Raw genomic sequence first — 19,783 nt, 5'->3', positions numbered from 1 at the left:
CGTCCCTCCTCTCCGCCTTCACTGCCTGCCGTCGCGTCAGCCCTCTTCCGGGCCACCGCTCTCCTTGTCCTTGGCGGACTCGGCCGGCTCGTCCGCGGCCTTGGGCTGGGCCCCCGGCTGGGGCTCGGCCACCGCGACCCGGGCGGGCCTGATCGTCCGCTCGCCGAACCGGTACCCAGGCTGAAGGATCGCGACGCACGTCGTTTCCGTGACATCCGGCGCATACGAGTGCATCAGGGCCTCATGGATCGTCGGATCGAAGGGCTCGCCCTCCGTACCGAACTGCTGGAGGCCCAGCTTCACCGTGACCGCTTCCAGCGACTCGGCCACCGACTTGAACCCGCCGACCAGTTCGTCGTGGTCGCGCGCCCGGCCGATGTCGTCCAGGACAGGCAGCAGTTCGGTCAGCAGACTCGCCACGGCGATCTCCTTGACCGTGACCCGGTCGCGCTCCACCCGGCGGCGGTAGTTCTGGTACTCGGCCTGGAGCCGCTGGAGGTCTGCCGTGCGCTCGTTGAGCGCCGTACGGACCTGGTCCAGCTGCGCCGTCAGAGCGACTTCCTGTACGTCCCCGCCCGGGGCCGCCGGGCCCGACTCCGCTACGGAGTCGGACTCGGCGCCCTTCGACGCGGCATCTTCGGGGGTCGCGCCGGAGGGAACGTCGGGCTTCTCGTCAAAGCCCGGGGTCTCCTCCGTCACGCCGCACCGTCCTTCTTGGGCTTCTCGTCGTCCACGATCTCGGCGTCGACGACATCGTCCTCGGCCTTGGCCTGCCCGGCACCCGCGCCGGCCTCGGCACCGCCGGCGGCGGCGCCGGAGGACGCCTGGGCGTCCGCGTACATCGCCTGGCCGAGCTTCTGGGAGACGGCCGCGACCTTCTCCGTGGCGGTACGGATCTCGGCGGTGTCCTCGCCCTTGAGCTTCTCCTTCAGCTCGGCGATGGACGTCTCGACCTCGGTCTTGATGTCGCCGGGAACCTTGTCCTCGTTGTCCTTGAGGAACTTCTCCGTCTGGTAGACGAGCTGCTCGGCCTGGTTGCGGGTCTCCGCGGCCTCGCGGCGGCGGTGGTCCTCGTCCGCGTACTGCTCGGCCTCTTCGCGCATCCGGTTGACCTCGTCCTTCGGCAGCGAGGAGCCACCGGTGACGGTCATCTTCTGCTCCTTGCCGGTGCCGAGGTCCTTCGCGGCCACGTGCATGATGCCGTTGGCGTCGATGTCGAAGGCGACCTCGATCTGCGGCACACCGCGCGGCGCGGGCGGCAGACCGGTCAGCTCGAACATTCCGAGCTTCTTGTTGTACGCCGCGATCTCGCGCTCGCCCTGGTAGACCTGGATCTGCACCGACGGCTGGTTGTCCTCGGCCGTCGTGAAGATCTCCGAACGCTTCGTCGGGATCGTCGTGTTGCGCTCGATCAGCTTGGTCATGATGCCGCCCTTGGTCTCGATACCGAGGGACAGCGGGGTGACGTCGAGGAGCAGGACGTCCTTGACCTCGCCCTTCAGGACACCGGCCTGGAGCACGGCGCCGATGGCGACGACCTCGTCGGGGTTGACACCCTTGTTGGCCTCGCGGCCACCGGTCAGCTCCTTGACGAGCTCCGCGACGGCGGGCATACGCGTCGAACCACCCACGAGCACCACGTGGTCGATCTCGGACAGCTGGATGCCGGCGTCCTTGATGACGTTGTGGAACGGGGTCTTGCAGCGGTCCAGCAGGTCCGCGGTCAGCTGCTGGAACTGGGAGCGCGTGATCTTCTCGTCGAGGTGCAGCGGGCCCTCGGCGGACGCCGTGATGTACGGCAGGTTGATCGTGGTCTCGGACGAGGACGACAGCTCGATCTTCGCCTTCTCCGCGGCCTCGCGGAGACGCTGCAGAGCCATCTTGTCCTTGGAGAGGTCCACGCCGTGGCCGTTGGCGAACTGCTTCACCAGGAAGTCGACGAGACGCTGGTCCCAGTCGTCACCACCGAGGTGGTTGTCACCGTTGGTGGCCTTCACCTCGACGACGCCGTCACCGATCTCCAGCAGCGAGACGTCGAAGGTGCCGCCACCGAGGTCGAAGACCAGGATCGTCTGGTCGTCCTTGTCGAGCCCGTAGGCCAGGGCGGCCGCCGTCGGCTCGTTGACGATACGCAGCACATTGAGGCCCGCGATCTCGCCGGCCTCCTTGGTGGCCTGACGCTCGGAGTCGTTGAAGTACGCGGGGACGGTGATCACCGCGTCGGTGACCTTCTCGCCCAGGTACGACTCCGCGTCCCGCTTCAGCTTCTGCAGCACGAAGGCCGACATCTGCTGCGGGTTGAAGTCCTTGCCGTCCAGGTTGATCTTCCAGTCGGTGCCCATGTGGCGCTTGACCGACCGGATGGTCCTGTCGACGTTCGTGACTGCCTGGCGCTTGGCGACCTCGCCGACGAGCACCTCGCCGTTCTTGGCGAAGGCGACGACGGACGGCGTGGTCCTGGCGCCTTCGGCGTTGGTGATGACGGTGGGCTCGCCGCCTTCGAGAACGCTGACGACGGAGTTAGTCGTGCCCAGGTCGATGCCGACCGCACGTGCCATTTCGATTCCTCCAGCTGACTTGAGTGGAACTGACTCAAGGATGCATCACGGATCTCAGGGAGTCAAAGGACCTGAGTCGGTCCGACTCAACTATCGTGCGCCGACGCCGGACTCCGGGGCCTTCGGGGCGGGCGACGGGCACTTCCGGACGCGCCTATGGGGCCCGCCTGACCGGCTGTCGCGCCCTCCCCGTGCGATCGTTCCGTGACAAAAGCACCCAAATCACATCAGCCAAACATCAGTCACCGAAACCACCGCCGAACGTAACAGAGCACGCATAGCGAAAAGAACGGTCAGGTGTGACCTTGAAGCGACGCCCCACGACCTGGCGCCCGCCCCGCCCCCCGGAGCCCAAGCGCCTTCTGGATCTGACCCTCGGCTCGGCCCTCCTCGTACTGACCGCGCCCCTGCTCGCGGCAGCCGCCCTCGCCCTCGCGCTGTCCCGGCCGGCCGGGGGCGTTTTCGTACGCGACTACCGCACAGGGCTCAACGGTCGCCCCTTCCTGCTGAGTTCCCTGCGCACCCGCCGGTTCCGGCTCGACCTGCTCTCCCGGCTGCCCCATGTCGTACGGGGCGAGCTGTCCCTGGTCGGGCCGGCGCCCCTGCGGCCCGGCTCCCCCGCGGGGGCGGCTCCCTGGCGGCAGCTCGTACGGCCCGGCCTGACCGGCCTCGCACAGGTACGGCGCCACTCGGGGCTGCCGTGGGACGAGACGCCGCTCCTTGACCAGCATTACGTGGAGCACCACTGGATCGGCCTGGACCTGGCGATCCTCGCGCGCACGCCCGGACGCGCGCTGAGGGCCGCCACGTTCCCCTGAGGCTCCCCGAGCGACACAGATCACCGGCTCCGCGGCTACATTGCGGCGGGATAAGTGGGTAACCTCAGCACAAGCCGATTAAGTTACCGCTTAGTAGTAGCCGTTGCTCCGGTACGCGGCAGTCGGTCGCAGTAGTCGGTACGCAGCAGGAAGCCAGTAGCCCGTCCCGTAAAGCAGAAGCCCGTGGAAGAGTGGGCCGATTTCCCACCCTCGCAGGCCCGAGGAGCCCCCAATGCAACTCGCCGCGATCATCGTGTCGCTGGTACTCGCCGTCGTCGGTGTGGCGCTGTTCGGCCGAGCCATCGCGCAGATCTGCCGTTTCGTACGGCTCGGCCAGCCCGTCCCCGCGGGCACCCGGACCGATGAGCCCGCCCAGCGCACCCTGACGGTGGCCAAGGAGTTCCTCGGCCACACCCGGATGAACCGCTGGGGCGTGGTCGGCGTCGCGCACTGGTTCGTCGCGATCGGCTTCTTCTCGCTCGTACTGACCCTGGTGAACGCCTTCGGGCAGCTCTTCCGGGCCGACTGGCTGCTGCCGGTCATCGGCGACTGGACGCCGTACGAGGTCTTCGTCGAGCTCATCGGCCTGCTGACGACGCTCGGCATCCTGACCCTGATCGTCATCCGGCAGCTCTCGCTCCCCAGCCGCGCCGGCCGCAAGTCCCGCTTCACGGGGTCGAACTTCGGCCAGGCGTACTTCGTCGAGGCCGTCATCCTCGTCATCGGCCTGGCGATCCTGGTCCTGCGCGGCCTGGAGGGCGCGCTGCACCACGTCGACTCGTACCAGGCGGCGTATCTGGTCTCGTACCCGCTGGTCGCGGCGTTCGACGGGCTGAGCCTCAGCACCCTGCAGAACCTGGTCTACCTGGTCGCGCTGATCAAGCTCGCGACGTCCTTCATCTGGATGATCACGGTCGCGCTCAAGACCGACATGGGCGTCGCCTGGCACCGCTTCCTCGCCTTCCCCAACATCTGGTTCAAGCGCGAGGCGGACGGCGGGACGGCCCTCGGCGCCCTTCAGCCGATGACGAGCGGCGGCAAGGAGATCGACTTCGAGGACCCGGGAGAGGACGACGTCTTCGGTGTCTCCCAGATCGAGCACTTCTCCTGGAAGGGCATCCTCGACTTCTCCACGTGTACGGAGTGCGGCCGCTGCCAGTCGCAGTGCCCGGCCTGGAACACGGGCAAGCCGCTCTCTCCGAAGCTCCTGATCATGTCGCTGCGCGACCACGCGCACGCCAAGGCGCCGTATCTGCTGGCCGGCGGCGGAAAGACCATGGAGGGCGAGGAGAAGGGCACCGAGGAGCAGCTGGCCGGGGTGCCCGCCGCGGCCCTCGCGGAGGCCGAACGCCCGCTGATCGGGACGCTGGAGGCGGACTCCGGCAGCGGCTTCGCCACGGGCGGCGTCATCGACCCGGACGTGCTGTGGTCCTGCACCACCTGCGGTGCGTGCGTGGAGCAGTGCCCGGTCGACATCGAGCATGTCGACCACATCGTCGACATGCGCCGCTACCAGGTGATGATCGAGAGCGCCTTCCCGAGCGAGGCCGGGACGATGCTCAAGAACCTGGAGAAGAAGGGCAACCCCTGGGGTCTGGCGAAGAAGCAGCGCCTGGAGTGGACGAAGGAAGTCGACTTCGAGGTGCCGGTCGTCGGCAAGGACGTCGAGGACCTGACAGAGGTCGACTACCTGTACTGGGTCGGCTGCGCGGGCGCGTTGGAGGACCGGGCCAAGAAGACCACCAAGGCCTTCGCGGAGCTGCTGCACATCGCGGGCGTCAAGTTCGCGATCATGGGCGGCGACGAGAAGTGCACGGGCGACTCGGCCCGCCGCCTGGGCAATGAGCCGCTGTTCCAGCAGCTCGGCCAGGAAAACGTCGCAATGCTGAACATGGCGTTCGGCGAGGACGACGACAACGAGGCAGAGAAGAAGCCGAAGTCGTCGAAGAAGATCGTCGCGACCTGCCCGCACTGCTTCAACACGATCGCGAACGAGTACCCGCAGCTCGGTGGCGAGTACGAGGTCATCCACCACACGCAGCTGCTCCAGCACCTCGTGGACGAGGGCAAGTTGGTGCCGGTCACACCGGTCGAGGGTCTGATCACGTACCACGACCCCTGCTATCTGGGCCGGCACAACAAGATCTACACACCGCCGCGCGAGATCATCGCGAAGGTGCCCGGTCTGCGGAACGAGGAGATGCACCGCCACAAGGAGCGCGGCTTCTGCTGTGGCGCGGGCGGCGCGCGGATGTGGATGGAGGAGCGGATCGGCAAGCGGGTCAACGACGAGCGGGTGGACGAGGCCCTTTCGCTGAACCCGGACATCGTGTCGACGGCCTGCCCGTTCTGTCTGGTGATGCTCACCGACTCGGTCAACGGCAAGAAGAACGACGGCCGGGCGAAGGAGTCCCTCCAGGTCGTGGACGTGGCGCAGCTGCTGCTCGACTCGGTACGGACGCCGGCGGGGCCGGAGGGCTCGGAGGAGCCGGAGAGCGCGCCGGACCCGGACCCGGATCCGGAGCCTCAGCCCGTGAAGTAGCGGGTGGGCGGGTGGAGTGGGTGACATAGGTCGGCGTGGGGGGCGGGGCGAGGCGGGACGAGGAGTACGGCACCATGTGACGGCCGGGCCGGCGTGAGGGACCGGGCGGACCGGGCGGATCAGGTGGACGTGGCGGGTGGGGCGGGTGGGGGGCATGCACATACGCGTGACAGCGGTTGCGACTGCGGCTACGGCTACGGCTACGGCTACGGCTACGGCTACGGCGATGAAACGCGGTGTCGGCACGGCTGTATGTGCCGTGGTCTGCGCGGCGTTGCTGCTGACGGGCTGCACCTCCCCCTCGGGCCCCGGCGATGGCCAGGACCGGGGCAAGGGCACGACTGCCGGCAAGAACGGCGACACCGCCCCGCTCTCCGGCCTCTCCGGCGCCCCACGTCGTCCCGTACCCCGCGGCAAAGGCAGCCGCATCCCCGACGACTTCAACGGCGACGGCCACCGTGACCTCGTACTGAACGACCTGGTCAAGGCCCCGGGCGACACGTACGACGATGACGCCGGCATCGGGATCGTGTACGGCACCGCCACGGCCCGCGGTCTCGATCCGGCCGTACGCCAGATCCTCAGCCCGCGGAAGCACGGCGCCCCCGTAGACGGCGCGCTCCCCGCGGCGTTCGACGCCGAGGCGGCGTGCGATCTGGACGGCGACGGGTTCGGGGATCTGATCGTCGCCACGGACCCGCCGTACGACGGGATCGGTGCGCCGCCCGTACCGCTCCAGATCCTCTTCGGCGGTCCCGACGGCCTCGGCGCGAGCGGCAAGGGTGGTGACGGGAACGGTGGCAGGGCGGTGGTCCTCCGGATCCCCGCCAAGGCCCGCGCCGGAAACGAGTGGCCCGACCACCCCGTCTGCGGCGACTTCGACGGCGACGGCGCGATGGACCTCGCGGTGACCGCGAGCGCGGGCCAGGTGAGCTACCTGCGGGGCCCCTTCAGCCGCACCGGCACCCCGCGCGCCGCCTCCGCGCCGATCCCGGGCGGCGGCCCGGTCCTGGAGGCACCCACGCCGAAGGCCGATGTCAACGGTGACGGCTACGACGACCTCGTCCACTCGACCCGGGCCCACGCCCTTGGCCGCGCGGCCAAGGGCGAGCTGCTGCTCGGCGGCCCGGAGGGTCCGGGGCGCGCGGGAGGCGCGTACCGCTTCAAGGCCGTACGGTTCCCGACCGCGCCCAGACTCCCGTCGGGGTCCGGCAGGGCCGTGACGGAGCTCCTCGGCGCGGCCGACTTCACCGGGGACGGGCGCCAGGATCTGGTGACCCGCACCCACCGCGGCGAGCGTACGGATCTGATCGCGCTGTACGCGTCGGGAGCGGACCGGCCGGTGATCACGTTCAGTACGTCGATCTTCCTCGGATAGTCAGGACGGGGCGGGCGGGGCTCGGGGCGGCGCCCGGGGGCGGTCCCCATGGGGTTCCCCTAGGGGATGTCACAGCTCGGCCGCAAAGGGCCTCCCGTTTCCCTACCTCAGCCGCCCCGCCCGCCCGGACCGGGTACGTTCGATCGCGTGGCTGGATTCAGGATCGGACGCGGCCGGGACAACCGCACCTCGCGACAACAACCGCAGCAGCGGCAGCAACAGCCGTATGGACGGCAGGCGCCGCCGCCCCCGGGGTACGGGGGCGGGCACCAAGCCGCGCCCCCGTACGGGCAGCAGCAGTGGCCCCCCGCGGGCGGCGCACCGAACGGGTACGGCGGCGGGCACGGCGGTGGCGGGCACGGCGGTGGTCATGGCGAACCGGAGTACTTCGGCGACCCGTACGGCCAGCAGGGCCCGCATGGTCAGCACGGGCACTCTCCCCGGGGCGGCCAGCCCGGCGATCCGTACGCCAACAACCCGGGCCATACGCAGGCGTTCAGCGTCAACGAGGACCCGTACGGCGACGGCACCGCCTACCGCGCCGGCGCGGCCGCGGCCCCCGCGGGACCCCGGCTGCACTGGAAGGAACTGCTGAGCGGCGTCGTACTGCGCCCCTCCGAGACGTTCCTGCGGATGCGCGACTACCCGGTCTGGGCGCCCGCCCTGATCGTGACGTTCGTCTACGGCCTGCTGGCGCTCTTCGGCTTCGACACGGCCCGCGAGGACGCGATCAACGCGACCCTCTCCACGGCCATTCCGTACGTACTGACCACCGGAGTCGTCTTCGTCCTCGGCGGGCTGATCCTGGGCGCGGTGACCCACACCCTCGCCCGCCAGCTCGGGGGCGACGGCGCCTGGCAGCCGACCGTGGGCCTCTCCATGCTGATCATGTCGATCACGGACGCCCCGCGCCTGGTCTTCGCGCTCTTCCTGGGCGGGGAGAACTCGCTGGTGCAGCTGCTCGGCTGGCTCACCTGGATCGGCGCGGGCGCGCTGTTCACGGTGATGGTGAGCAAGTCGCACGACCTGCCGTGGCCGAAGGCGCTTGGCGCGTCGGCGATCCAGCTGATCGCGCTGCTGTCACTGCTGAAGCTGGGCACGCTGTAGCGGAACGCGGCACGTGTCATGCGGAACGTGGCACGTGCGCATGCGGAAGGGGCTCGGCGGAAGAATTGCCGGGCCCCTTCGGCGTACACATCCCCGCCTGCCCGCCTGCCCGCCTGCCCGCCTGCCCGCCGCCTCAGGCGTCGAGGACCTGTCCGCTGCGGCGGACGACGGGCTGCTCCACGCTCCAGGGGAAGTTGATCCAGTCGTCGGTGCGCTTCCAGACGTACTCGCACTTCACGAGCGACTGGCGCTTCTCGTAGATGACGGCGCTGCGCACCTCGGCGACGTGATCTATGCAGAAGTCGTGCACCAGCTTCAGCGTCTTGCCGGTGTCGGCGACGTCGTCCGCGATGAGGACCTTCTTGTTGGAGAAGTCGATGACGTTGGGGACGGGCGCGAGCATGACGGGCATCGCGAGCGTGGTCCCGACCCCGGTATAGAACTCGACATTGACCAGATGGATGTTCTTGCAGTCCAGGGCATAGGCGAGCCCACCGGCGACGAAGACACCGCCGCGCGCGATGCTCAGCACGACATCGGGCTCGTACCCGTCGTCGGCGATCGTCTGCGCCAGCTCGCGGACGGCGCGGCCGAACTTCTCGTACGTGAGGTTCTCTCGGGTCTCCGTCATGCCTGCATCACACCTGTGTCCGATGGAAGTTGAGATACGAGCGGGACGCGGTCGGCCCCCGCTGCCCCTGATAACGCGAGCCGTACCTCTCGGAGCCGTACGGGAACTCCGCCGGCGAACTGAGCCGGAACAGACACAGCTGCCCGATCTTCATCCCGGGCCAGAGCTTGATCGGCAGCGTCGCCATATTCGACAGTTCGAGCGTGACGTGCCCGGAGAACCCGGGATCGATGAAGCCCGCGGTCGAGTGCGTCACCAGCCCGAGGCGCCCGAGGCTGGACTTCCCCTCCAGGCGGGAGGCGATGTCGTCGGGCAGCGAGATGACCTCGTACGTCGACGCGAGCACGAACTCCCCGGGGTGCAGGATGAACGGCTCGTCCCCGTCCGGCTCGACGGTGCGCGTCAGATCGACCTGCTCGACGGCGGGGTCGATATGCGGATAGCGGTGATTCTCGAACACCCGGAAATACCGGTCGAGCCGCACATCGATGCTGGAGGGCTGCACCATCGAGGGATCATGCGGTTCGAGGCGTACGCGTCCGGATTCGAGCTCGGCCCGGATGTCCTTGTCTGAGAGAAGCACGCCCCGAGGATACGCAGAGCGCGCGAGCCCACCCCAATCGGGCGGCCCCGCGCGCCTGAACCACGACGGTCAGTGCCGCTCCACCGCCACGGCCTCGACCACCACTGCGTCCACCGTCACTGCCTCGGCCACAGCCCCGGCTGCTTCCACGGGCACGGCATGCCGCAACCGCGCACACCGCGGACACCGGATGAGCCGCCCGGGGCCGATCCGCCCGGAATCAAGCTGCTGCATCGGAAACGTGGCGGTACTGAACACATGCCCTTCGGCACAGCGGACGACGGTGCGCTCCATCAAGTCCATCAGGTCCCTTCCCCAACAAACGCGGACGAAAGCCCACACTAGGGGATGAACAGAACCCACCCGTCAACGGCACTCCGCCCCCGACCCTACGCCCCAACTCCCGCCCACCACCCACCACATCCGCCCCCCGCATCCACCCACCACAACCGCCCCCACGCCGCCCGGGAACACCACGGGCCCCACAGCGCAATACGCCCGGGGCCCGCGATGAGGTAGAGTGTCCGACGATGCGAAGCCGATCACCGGCCCGCCTCGCGGGTGTAGTTTAATGGTAGAACATGAGCTTCCCAAGCTCAGAGCGCGAGTTCGATTCTCGTCACCCGCTCCACGACAAACCCCCAGGTCAATGACCCGGGGGTTATTTGTTGTCTAGAACATTTCCGGGCAAGCCAGCCCTCCGCCAGCCCTATCTGCTGGCAGGAGCCACGTTTGAGCGGCTTTCCGTGTCACCTGAGAGCCTTTCCGCACCAGGCTTCTCAAATGGCGAGACGCATTTCATGTGAACTGGGTCACGTGGATGTGAGCCGTCGCGACATTGCGGATGCAATACGGCTTTCCACGAACTCCGTAGAGAGCGCGGGGCGGCGAAGACAGAACCGGCATTGCCGAGCAGTCCTGCCTCCGCCACGCTGCCCCTGCGGTGAGGGATCGTTGCCTCAGCTCTCAGCCGGAGCGCTTCCGCGTCTCCGTCTGGGACTCCTCGGCCGACTGCGCGCGTTGTTGGCGCACTTCGGCGTCGATGCTCTTCGCGAGCTTGCGCTGGTGCTTCTTCTTGGAGTGCTGGTAGATCAGTTGTGCCTTCGGGCTGGACTGGCCCGCGCGGACCATGAGGTCCTTGAGCTTGGCGCCCGAGTCGGCGGCCAGGGTGTTGCCGGTGTGGCGCAGGTCGTAGAAGCGGAAGTTGTCCGGCAGACCCGCCGCAGTCCGCGCCTTGCGCCACTTCCGCCCGAAGGAGGACCGCCGCAGGGCGGCTCCTCGCTCACCCACGATGAGGAGCCCGTCCGGCTCCTTCTCGGCGAACCACTGAAGGTGGCGACGCAGCTCAGGCACCACGAAGTCAGGCAGGTAGACCGCGCGCTTACCCGCCCGCGACTTCGGATCGCCGATGACCTTCTGACCATTGGTCAGCTCCGGCGCGGCACGCCGGATCCACACGACGCCCTCGTCGAGGTCGATGTCACGGCGCCGCAGCTCCGCGAGCTCTTCGGGACGGAGGGAGGCGAAGGCACCCAGAAAGATCATGATCCGCCAGCGCGGTCCGATGGCTTCGGCCAGCGTGTAGACCTGTTCGACCTCGGCGACGTCGCGTTCGTCCGCCTCCTCTTTGCCAGCGCCCTTGATGCGGCATGGGTTGCTCTTGAGGAGATCGTCGTCGACCGCAGTCTGGAGCACGGCCTTCAACAGGCGATAGGACTTGGCCACCGTTGTCTTCGCACCGTTGGTGGCCTTGAGCCGCTCGGCTCGCCAGACGCGCACGTCCGCCGGTTCGATCTCGTCCAGGTCCCATGCCCCGAAGGCGGGCAGGATGTGGAGCCTGAGCAGGCGGGTGTACAGGTCTTCGGTGGTCGCCGCGAGGCCACGGTCCCGAACCCACTTATTGGCGAAGTCCTCGAAGTTGACCGCGCCAGCGTCGGGGTCAGCCCACTGCTTGCGCTCTATGTCCGCCTGGGTCAGCGTGAGCCAGGTCGTCGCCTCCGTCTTGGTCTCGAAGGTGTGTGGCGCATAGCGCCGTTTACCGTCCGGAGCCCAGTACCGGGCCTGGAAGCGCCCCGACTCGGTCTTGCGCACGCTGCCGAACTCGCGCCGCCGCTGCGGCTTGCGCGCCATCAGGCAGCCCTGCCGTAGTCGGACCGGACCCGCCGTACGGGCTGGACGGTGTGGGCCTCGATGTAGGCGGTGAGAACGCTGTCGGATACGCGGACATGGCGTCCGACCTTGACGAAGGCGATGCGGCGTTCGGAGACCAGTCGCCGTACGAAGCGGACGCCGGTGCCGAGGCGTTCGGCTGTCTCGTCCACGGTGAGGAGGCGGTCGGCGGTGTGTGTCACCTCCTTCGCTGTGCGCGGGGGCTGCGTGGAGGCATGGGGTATCGCCGGCCGGGGCAAGGCGGGGTCCTTCCTTCGCAGGCGTGTGGCACGGCAATGCCGGCCTGCGGGGTTGATCGTGTGGGATGGCGGTCGTGTGTACGGGCGTCCGCCCCTGGGGTTTGCGGGCCAGGGGCGGAGGTTGGGCTACGCGTCGCCGCTGGGGCCGCTCTCGCCAGCCGGATGGTCACCCGGCCCTGGTCCGTACGCTTCCAGCAGGTGGCTGTCGGCGGCTTGGGCGATGGCGTTGGAGACCATCACGTCGGCCTCTTCGCGGATGTCGGGGTGTTCGGCGAGGTAGGCGTCGAGGGCGACCCGGGCCTTCGTGAAGGCCGCGTTGGCGCGCTGCGTCTGGCGGAAGGCGTCGGTGACGGCGTCGATGAGCTCCATGGCGCGGGCCTTGGCAGCGAGGTTCGGCGGGCCGACCAGGTTGCGCAGGTCGATGCCGAAGACCTCGGCGAATCCGATGGCCTCGTCGACGTTGATGCGGCGCTTGCGGTTCTCGATGCGCCATACCGCGGACGGGTTCATGTCGAAGCCGGCCTCGTTCAGGCGGTCGGACAGCGAGTTGGTGCTCCAGCCACGCGCTTCGCGTTCCAGCTTGATCCGCACCGCGACGTTCTCCTCGCCGCTGATCAGCACGCCCTGCTGGGAGTCCTCTTCCACCATGACCACCCCCTTCCGTTTGTAGCGGGTCTCTGCTGTTCGCAGGGACAGGAAAACAGTAGCACGCGTTCTGCGGTGCGCAAAACAGTTCTGCAATCCGCAATCATGTGGCACACTGGTAGTCCCACCAGAGAGCACCACGAAGCCCCGCCCTCAGGACGCGAAAAGCCCCCCGGCGATGCCGGGGGGCCAAGCGCAAACCTCTCAACCGCCATCCCTAGCGATCAACCCGCGAGGCCGGGATTGCCGTCCCATATGGCCCGCAAGCAGAGGAGCAGATCCCAGTATGCCCGACCCGAAACCGAACACGCCATCCTTCCCCGCCGCGCCCGCCGCATGGCCCACCGTCGCCACACCCGGCCAGCCCGCGCCCCCCACGCCAGCGTCCCCGGAGCCACCCGCCGACGAGCCCGATCCCGTCTCGGTCTCCGAAGGCGAGCACGTGCTGGCGGACCTCCGGGAGGAGATCAAGCGGTTCGTCGTGATGCCGAGCGAGGAGGCGCTCACGGCGGTCACGCTCTGGGTGGCGGCCACCCATCTCCAGACCGCGTGGCAGCACGCGCCGCGCCTGGCCGTGGTCGGTCCGGCGAAACGCTGCGGCAAATCACGGCTCCTGGACGTGGTGACCGAGACCGTGCACGCCCCGCTGATCACCGTCAACGCCAGCCCAGCGGCGATCTTCCGGTCGATCACGGCAAAGAACCCGCCCACCCTGCTCGTCGACGAGGCCGACACCCTGTTCGGCACCCTCAAAGCAGCCGAACGCAACGAAGACCTGCGCGGACTGCTCAACGCCGGACACCAGCGCAACCGCCCCACCCTCCGGGTCACCGGCCCAGAACACACACCGGTCGCCTTCCCCACCTTCGCGATGGCCGCCCTCGCCGGCATCGGCGACCTGCCCGACACGATCATGGACCGGTCCGTGGTCATCCGCATGCGCCGCAGGGCATCGCACGAGGGCGTCGCCGCTTTCCGCACCGGCCGGGACACCCCCGCGCTCCACGCGCTGCGCGACCGCCTCACCGCTTGGCTGCACCCGCTGCACGCCACAGCAATGAGCATGGAGCCCGTCATGCCGGTCGAGGACCGCGCCGCGGACACCTGGGAACCACTGGTCATCGTCGCCGACCTGGCAGGCGGCCAGTGGCCGGCCCTCGCCCGTACAACCTGCTCGGCCATGACCGCCCACGAGGCCGGACAGGACGAGGACGCCGGACTCCGCACCCGCATCCTCGTCGACATCCGCCGGGTCTTCACCGCCGAAGGCGATCCGGCAACCCTGCGCACAGGCCGCCTCATCCAGCAGCTCAACGCCGACCCCGAAGCGCCCTGGGCCGAGTACAGCGCGCAGGGCCTCACGCCGCGCGGCCTGCAACTGCTGCTGAAGGACTACGGCATCAGCTCGGCCAACCACCGTTTCCCCGGCGGCACCCAGGCCAAGGGCTTCGCCCGCAACCAGTTCCTCGACGCCTGGGCCCGCTACTGCCCCGCACAGGAACCGGCGCCCGCCGCCGCGGTCGGCCCGTAACCCGTAGGCACTCGTCGCACTCGTCCCCGTGCAGGTCAGGGCGGGGACGAGTGCGGCACCCGCAACGAGTCAACCCGACATCACCACTTCACCCGTACCTGCCCTGAACAGGCACGCGACGAGTGGTACGAGTCGCCACCCGTCGGCAGCCAACCGCCGCCCCCGCCCAGGCCAGTGGCCGCCACACACCTTTCCCGGAGTACTTGCGCATGCCCCCCGCCATAACCACTGCCCCGGTGCCCACCCCCGGAAGCGCCGCGATCCGCGCCGGCATCACACTCCTCGGCACCATCGGCTTCGCTCTCTCCTACGACGCCCTGCGCCAGATGGCCGTCGCCATCCACATCCGCGGGCTCCTGACCTACACCTTCCCCCTCGTCATCGACGGCTTCATCGCCATCGGCGTCGGCGCCCTGCTCATCCTGCGCACCGCCCCGCTGCCCTCCCGCCTGTACGTGTGGGCGCTCGTCGGCATCGCCACCGCCACCAGCATCTGGGCCAACGCCCTGCACGCCATCCGCCTCAACCAGCAGACCCACGACACCGGACTCCATCTCGACGACCTCACCGTCGGCGCCCTTTCCGCCATCGCACCGCTCGCCCTCGCCGGATCCGTCCACCTCTACCTCGTCATACGCCGCCACCCCACACGGCCCCAGCCACCTCGGCTAGCGCAATCCGCCACACCACAAAGCCACCCGGGCCCCGATGCCGCAGCGGCTTCTCCGAGCCAGCCCGAAGCCGCACGGCCGAACAGCCATGTGGCGACTCACGCGCCTGACGTGGCGGAACGCCCGGCGGAAGGCGCAAAGCCAAAAGGCCGCCAACCGAGCGCCACCATGGCCGAACTCATCACCATCGGCCGCGACGCTCCCCGAGGCCCCGACGGCAACATCTCACGCAGCGCCGTCGAGAAAGCGATCCGCGCCCAGGGCCACTCCATCGGCAAGGACCGCCTGGTCGAAGCCACCCGCGTGCTCCAGGAAGAACTCGACCACGCCCACGTCTGAAATCCCACGCGCACCCAAGCCATCCGCAGCCCCCGTCGCCCGTCCCTGCCGATCAACCAGGCCAGGGACGGGCCTCGGCCCCCGCAACCGATCCGTACCAACACCGTGAACCCACCCTGGAGAGCAAACAGATGCGCGGCCAGCACCAAGGACTTCCCACCAACCCAGAGCAGATGAACACCACCCCAGCCACAGACGGAGCAAGGTATCCCGTTGGACCGTCCACAGGCCGGACCAACGGGGAAGCCTCCGCCCCGGGGGTGGCGGAGGAACTCGGGCACCAGGGGGCGCCCGAGCAGAACAAGCCTGCTGACGTCGCCGTAGTGCCACCGCCACGCGCCGCCGACGAAGCCGCACTCCACCGTGTCGCCCGCCGCCGCACGCGCAAGAATGAGCAGCGAAAAGAGCGCGTCGACGTGCGCTACAGCATCGACGAAAAGACCGGCATCCTCGCCAAGGCGCGGTCGCTGAACATCGCCGGCGCCCACTACGTCGGCGGCGTCGTTATGGCCCACGTCCACGGCGACCTCACCCTGCCCGGCCAGCGCACCCCACTCGACGACTACATCGACGAACTCAACGCCCTGCGCCACCAGGTCGCCACCATCGGCCGCAACGTCAACCAGATCGCCCGCGTTCTCAACTCCGGCGGCCATCCACACCCTGGGGACACCGCCCTCCTCGCCCAGACCGAACGCACCCTGACCGCGATCGGCACCACCATCCGCCACATCGCCCACGCCGCCAACCAGGCCGCCACAACGACGGCGGGCCGATGATCGCGAAGATCAGCAGCGGCAAAAGCACCACCGGCCTGATCCGCTACCTCTTCGACACCAAGAAGGCCAAGGACCACGCCGACCCCCACCTGGTCGCCTCCTGGGACGGCTTCGCCCCCGACCCCGGACGCGCCGAAGATTCCGACGCCCTCAGGAAACTCCTCGTCGCGGACCTCGACCTACACGTCAACCAGGCCAGGCGCCTCGGCCGCGCGCCCGAGCAGCATGTGTGGCACTGCTCGATCCGCGCCGCCGAAACCGACCGCATCCTCAGCGACGACGACTGGGCCGACATCGCCCGCCGCGTCGTCGCAGCCACCGGCATCGCCCCTGACGACGACCCCGACGGCTGCCGCTGGGTCGCCGTACGCCACGCCCCCGACCACATCCACATCGCCGCCACCAAAGTCCGCGCGGACCTGCGCACCGCACGCCATTGGAACGACTACCTCACCGCCGACCGCGAACTCGCCGCCATTGAGAAGGAATACGGCCTCCGCCACGTCGTACGAGGCGACCGCACCGCCGCCAAACGCCCCACCCGGGCCGAGACAGAGAAAGCCACCCGCACCGGCCGACAGCGCACCGCCCGCGAGCACCTGCGCTCCACCGCCCGCACCATGGTCGCCATCGCCATCACACCGGAAGAGTTCCTTCATCTCCTCTCCCACACCGAAGGGGTGCTGACCGAGGTCCAGTACTTCCCCTCCGGCGGGATACGCGGCTACAAAATCGCCCTCGAAGGCGACACCAACGCCGCAGGCCAGCCCATCTGGTTCTCAGGCTCCACCCTCGCCCCCGACCTGTCGTTCCCCCAGGTCCGCGAACGCCTGACCGCCACCGCCCCGCAAGCCACCCCGCAGACCGGAGACCGGCACAGGCCCAACCCCTGGCACCAGGCCAGCGCAGCCGCCGAACGCATCCCCCACCACCTCGACCAGGCCGACGACCCAGCCGCCCAGGCCCACCTCGCCGCCTTCGGCGAAGCCCTCGACGCCCTCCCCCTCATCGCACCCGCAGCCATCCGCCCCCAACTCCGACAAGCCGCAGACGCCTTCAAACGCGCCACCCGCTCCCGCATCCACGCCGACCACCACCACGCCAGCGCCCTACGCGGCGCCGTCCGCGCCATGCTCCGCCAGCCCACCACCGGAGACGGCACCGGACTCGCGATGTTCCTCGACGCAGCCGTCCTCGTCGTCATGGCCGCCATCCGCTGGCACGACCTGCGCCACCACGACCAACAAGTCATCGCCGCCCGCCAGACCCTCAACCACCTCCAGGCCGCCTACCAGCACGCCGCAGCAGCACCCTTGGCCCTACTCGCCCAACACAGGCCCCCGGCCCACACGATCACACGCCACGCCCAACACATACGCGCGTACGCACCCGAGCACGCCGAAGAAATCCTCACCGGCCCCCATTGGGCGTCCCTCGCTGCCGCCCTCACCAACGCCGAAGCCGCAGGGCACACCCCGGAACGCCTGCTCCAGCAGGCAGTCGACGAACGAGCCCTGGACGACGCACGTTCTCCTGCACAGGTCCTCGCCTGGCGAATCCACCGCCTCACCCAGCGCCCCGTCCCGAGCGCCCGAGCACGCGCCGCCCAAGCACGCACAACCACAGGAGCCACTCGGACAACAGAACCTGTCCACTCCGAACTGCCCGCCCCGCCCCGCGCTGATCCGACGAAGGCAGCCAACCAGCGCCGCTGAAACTCAGCGCTCAGGAAGCCAAGCGGTCGAAAGGGCAGTTACATCTGCCCTCTCCTGCGCGAACGAGGCTGTAGGTAGGCTACTTCTGCGTCCCAGGTGGACTCGCCGACATGAGCTGTAGCGGCCATCTCGAAACACGAACCCCGACGAGCCTTATAAAACTCGCTCCTCGTTTGCGGTAGAATCTTTATAAGCCTGCTATCGATTCCCGGAGGTTCCCTTGGTCCTGTCCCTCGCGAAGCCGTCCCCTGAACCCGATGACGTACGGGCCCAGTTGGGCGGACTGGGGACCAGGTTGGAGTTCCTGCACGAGGTACTGCGCGCGGGCGAGGCGGCGAGGCGCACCGCCGTCCCCAATGACCCGACGGGAACGGCGGGCCGACGGGCCTACGAAGCGCATGTGCGGACCATCCGCGAGTTGCACATCGAGAAGGAGCGGTGGGCCCGGCTCATTCACGGTCGCCTCGAGCTTGTCTGCAACGAGGACCGGTCGGTCGCGATGGGCGTGATGATCGGCGATGCCGCCACGGGGCAGGCACGCCTGTTTCCGAAGAACGCACGCCGGCGCGGCCCCGCCACCGACATGGTGACTCGCGCCAATGCCGGTGAGGTCATCTCGCACGTACAGACGGCTCTGTTCGTAGCCGGTGCCGGTCCTGACGGGGTTGCGTTGAGCGAGGAAGAGGCTTACGCCCTCAAGACGTGGTTCCTGCTGTCCTACCGGACCAAGATCGGCGACACTGTGCGGATCGATTGCGAACTGTCGCGGCCAAAGAGATTCGAGGACGGCTTCGTGGTCGAATGGGGTAGACGGATTCCACTTCCCGCCCTGGTGATGGACGGAATCGAACTTGTGAACGATGATGGGCCCGAAGAGATCGACATCCCTGTCGACTTCCGCTGAGGCCCGTTGGTGGGGCGGCGAAACCTGTCGCCCCACCGTGCACCGCCAATAACTGAGGCAGCCCCACATGGTGACCCCGTCCCGTATCACACTGGCCCGCAAGCGCAGGGGCCTCACCCTCGCTGAGCTGTCGGACCGGGCCGGGGTGTCACTGCAGAGCCTGTCGAACTACGAGACAGGACGCACCGCACCACGTCCCGACACTCTCGACAAGATCGCCTCGGCGCTGGACTTTCCCGCCGCGTTCTTCGAAGGCCCCGCGCTGGACGAACTCCCCGCCGAAGGTATCTCCTGGCGAGCGCGCAGCAAGACGTCGGCGAGGATCCTCGAAGCCGCTCGGGCCGCCGGCACGCTGGGGGCGATGCTGTACGAGTGGATCGACCAAAGATTCCGCCTCCCAGCAGTGGACGTACCCTCACTGGGCAAACCCGACCCCGAGACAGCCGCTGGCATGGTCCGCACCCGCTGGGGTCTGGGAGAGGCGCCGGCGCCCAACATGGTGCACCTTCTGGAAGCGCACGGAGTTCGGGTGTTCTCACTGGATCCCGACCATGCCGAGGTCGACGCGTTCGCGGTATGGCGCGACGGTGTTCCGTTCGTGTTCCTCAACACGCTCAAGTCTGCCGAGCGGGGCCGCTTCGACGCCGCCCACGAACTGGGACATCTCGTCATGCACGGTAGCGAGCACGCCAGTTCAGGGCCCGAGGCCGAACGGCAAGCGAACCACTTCGCCTCCGCGTTCCTGATGCCGCGAGCGAGCGTTCTGGGACACATGCCGTCGGGCGCGCACGTCGACCAGATCCTTCATGGCAAGAAGATCTGGAATGTCTCCGCCATGGCCCTGACCTACCGCATCCACGACCTGGGCCTGCTCTCCGACTGGCAGTACCGCTCTACATGCGCCGAGCTGAGCCGGTTGGGGTACCGGTCCGACGAGCCGCAGGGCATGGGCCGGCGCGAAACGTCGCAGGTGCTGACGAAGGTCTTCACCGCACTGCGTTCGAAGCGTATCCGCCCTTCGTCCGTGGCCACAGAACTCGGACTCACCAGCGAGGAGATGAATCGGCTCCTCTTCGGGCTCACCCTCACAACCTTCGATGGTGAGGGCCGACACGTGACGGCTCCTGCGAAACGCAGCCTGTCCATCATCCCCTGAGGGCCACATCCGCACACA

The 19,783-nt window shown here is 68.6% G+C and carries 18 protein-coding genes and 1 tRNA gene; 11 read left to right on the top strand and 8 right to left on the bottom strand.

Annotation, left to right across the window (positions count from 1 at the left end; genetic code table 11):
- Positions 1 to 36 precede the first annotated feature (36 nt).
- Entirely contained in the window at positions 37 to 699 is a 663-nt protein-coding gene (grpE, locus tag ACFRKB_RS35850) for a nucleotide exchange factor GrpE (protein WP_383110800.1), read from the bottom strand.
- Positions 696 to 2,558 carry a molecular chaperone DnaK gene (gene dnaK / locus ACFRKB_RS35845; protein ID WP_030353172.1) on the bottom strand — a complete coding sequence of 621 codons (1,863 nt, stop codon included), beginning with the start codon at positions 2,556 to 2,558 and terminating at the stop codon, positions 696 to 698. Before dnaK ends, grpE begins: the two co-directional genes overlap by 4 nt.
- Positions 2,559 to 2,863: 305 nt before the next feature.
- On the opposite strand from dnaK, the gene ACFRKB_RS35840 reads away from it, so the two are divergent.
- From ACFRKB_RS35840 to ACFRKB_RS35825, 4 genes are all read left to right on the top strand, one after another.
- Positions 2,864 to 3,376, top strand: coding sequence for a sugar transferase (locus ACFRKB_RS35840; RefSeq protein ID WP_383110799.1), 513 nt, complete (start codon positions 2,864 to 2,866; stop codon positions 3,374 to 3,376).
- Positions 3,377 to 3,608: 232 nt separating this feature from the next.
- Positions 3,609 to 5,918, top strand: a complete 2,310-nt coding sequence (locus ACFRKB_RS35835; protein WP_383110798.1) for a (Fe-S)-binding protein — start codon at positions 3,609 to 3,611, stop codon at positions 5,916 to 5,918.
- 226 nt (positions 5,919 to 6,144) lie between these two features.
- On the top strand, positions 6,145 to 7,296 hold the full coding sequence (locus ACFRKB_RS35830) for an FG-GAP repeat domain-containing protein (protein WP_383110797.1): 1,152 nt from the start codon (positions 6,145 to 6,147) through the stop codon (positions 7,294 to 7,296).
- Between the two features lie 147 nt (positions 7,297 to 7,443).
- A complete protein-coding gene (locus ACFRKB_RS35825; RefSeq protein ID WP_383110796.1) occupies positions 7,444 to 8,403 on the top strand; it encodes a Yip1 family protein in 960 nt (319 codons plus the stop codon).
- 133 nt (positions 8,404 to 8,536) lie between these two features.
- Here the strand turns inward: ACFRKB_RS35825 and ACFRKB_RS35820 are convergent, their stop codons facing one another.
- The 3 genes from ACFRKB_RS35820 to ACFRKB_RS35810 all read right to left on the bottom strand — a co-directional run bounded on the left by ACFRKB_RS35820 (position 8,537) and on the right by ACFRKB_RS35810 (position 9,920).
- The gene (locus ACFRKB_RS35820) at positions 8,537 to 9,034 is read right to left on the bottom strand and encodes a phosphoribosyltransferase (protein WP_365974772.1); all 498 of its coding nucleotides are present in this window, start codon (positions 9,032 to 9,034) and stop codon (positions 8,537 to 8,539) included.
- 7 nt (positions 9,035 to 9,041) lie between these two features.
- A complete protein-coding gene (gene dcd, locus ACFRKB_RS35815) occupies positions 9,042 to 9,617 on the bottom strand; it encodes a dCTP deaminase (protein WP_365974771.1) in 576 nt (191 codons plus the stop codon).
- Positions 9,618 to 9,686: 69 nt separating this feature from the next.
- On the bottom strand, positions 9,687 to 9,920 hold the full coding sequence (locus ACFRKB_RS35810) for a hypothetical protein (protein ID WP_383110795.1): 234 nt from the start codon (positions 9,918 to 9,920) through the stop codon (positions 9,687 to 9,689).
- A 254-nt stretch (positions 9,921 to 10,174) separates the two neighbouring features.
- Here ACFRKB_RS35810 and ACFRKB_RS35805 point away from each other — a divergent pair.
- Positions 10,175 to 10,248, top strand: a tRNA-Gly gene (locus tag ACFRKB_RS35805).
- Positions 10,249 to 10,583: 335 nt separating this feature from the next.
- On the opposite strand, the gene ACFRKB_RS35800 is transcribed toward ACFRKB_RS35805, so the two are convergent.
- The 3 genes from ACFRKB_RS35800 to ACFRKB_RS35790 form a co-directional block, all read right to left on the bottom strand.
- A complete protein-coding gene (locus tag ACFRKB_RS35800) occupies positions 10,584 to 11,750 on the bottom strand; it encodes a tyrosine-type recombinase/integrase (protein ID WP_383110809.1) in 1,167 nt (388 codons plus the stop codon).
- The gene (locus ACFRKB_RS35795; RefSeq protein WP_383110808.1) at positions 11,747 to 11,968 is read right to left on the bottom strand and encodes an excisionase family DNA-binding protein; all 222 of its coding nucleotides are present in this window, start codon (positions 11,966 to 11,968) and stop codon (positions 11,747 to 11,749) included. Before ACFRKB_RS35795 ends, ACFRKB_RS35800 begins: the two co-directional genes overlap by 4 nt.
- A gap of 183 nt (positions 11,969 to 12,151) precedes the next feature.
- The gene (locus ACFRKB_RS35790; RefSeq protein WP_383110794.1) at positions 12,152 to 12,673 is read right to left on the bottom strand and encodes a helix-turn-helix domain-containing protein; all 522 of its coding nucleotides are present in this window, start codon (positions 12,671 to 12,673) and stop codon (positions 12,152 to 12,154) included.
- 283 nt (positions 12,674 to 12,956) lie between these two features.
- On the opposite strand from ACFRKB_RS35790, the gene ACFRKB_RS35785 reads away from it, so the two are divergent.
- The 6 genes from ACFRKB_RS35785 (at position 12,957) to ACFRKB_RS35760 (ending at position 19,765) form a co-directional block, all read left to right on the top strand.
- Positions 12,957 to 14,201 carry a DUF3631 domain-containing protein gene (locus ACFRKB_RS35785; protein WP_383110793.1) on the top strand — a complete coding sequence of 415 codons (1,245 nt, stop codon included), beginning with the start codon at positions 12,957 to 12,959 and terminating at the stop codon, positions 14,199 to 14,201.
- Between the two features lie 209 nt (positions 14,202 to 14,410).
- A complete protein-coding gene (locus ACFRKB_RS35780) occupies positions 14,411 to 15,211 on the top strand; it encodes a DUF2637 domain-containing protein (protein WP_383110792.1) in 801 nt (266 codons plus the stop codon).
- Positions 15,212 to 15,471: 260 nt separating this feature from the next.
- Positions 15,472 to 15,990, top strand: coding sequence for a MobC family plasmid mobilization relaxosome protein (locus tag ACFRKB_RS35775; RefSeq protein ID WP_383110791.1), 519 nt, complete (start codon positions 15,472 to 15,474; stop codon positions 15,988 to 15,990).
- The gene (locus tag ACFRKB_RS35770; protein ID WP_383110790.1) at positions 15,987 to 17,705 is read left to right on the top strand and encodes a relaxase/mobilization nuclease domain-containing protein; all 1,719 of its coding nucleotides are present in this window, start codon (positions 15,987 to 15,989) and stop codon (positions 17,703 to 17,705) included. The genes ACFRKB_RS35775 and ACFRKB_RS35770 overlap by 4 nt, the downstream gene beginning before the upstream one ends.
- A gap of 295 nt (positions 17,706 to 18,000) precedes the next feature.
- On the top strand, positions 18,001 to 18,609 hold the full coding sequence (locus ACFRKB_RS35765) for a hypothetical protein (protein ID WP_383110789.1): 609 nt from the start codon (positions 18,001 to 18,003) through the stop codon (positions 18,607 to 18,609).
- Positions 18,610 to 18,676: 67 nt separating this feature from the next.
- Complete coding sequence (locus ACFRKB_RS35760) at positions 18,677 to 19,765, top strand: helix-turn-helix domain-containing protein (RefSeq protein WP_383110788.1); 1,089 nt, start codon at positions 18,677 to 18,679, stop codon at positions 19,763 to 19,765.
- Positions 19,766 to 19,783: the final 18 nt, after the last annotated feature.

This window comes from Streptomyces scopuliridis (assembly GCF_042790125.1).
Taxonomy (GTDB): Bacteria; Actinomycetota; Actinomycetes; order Streptomycetales; family Streptomycetaceae; genus Streptomyces; species Streptomyces scopuliridis_A.
Note: the sequence above shows the minus strand (reverse complement) of the source record. Positions and strands in the feature narration are given on the sequence as shown.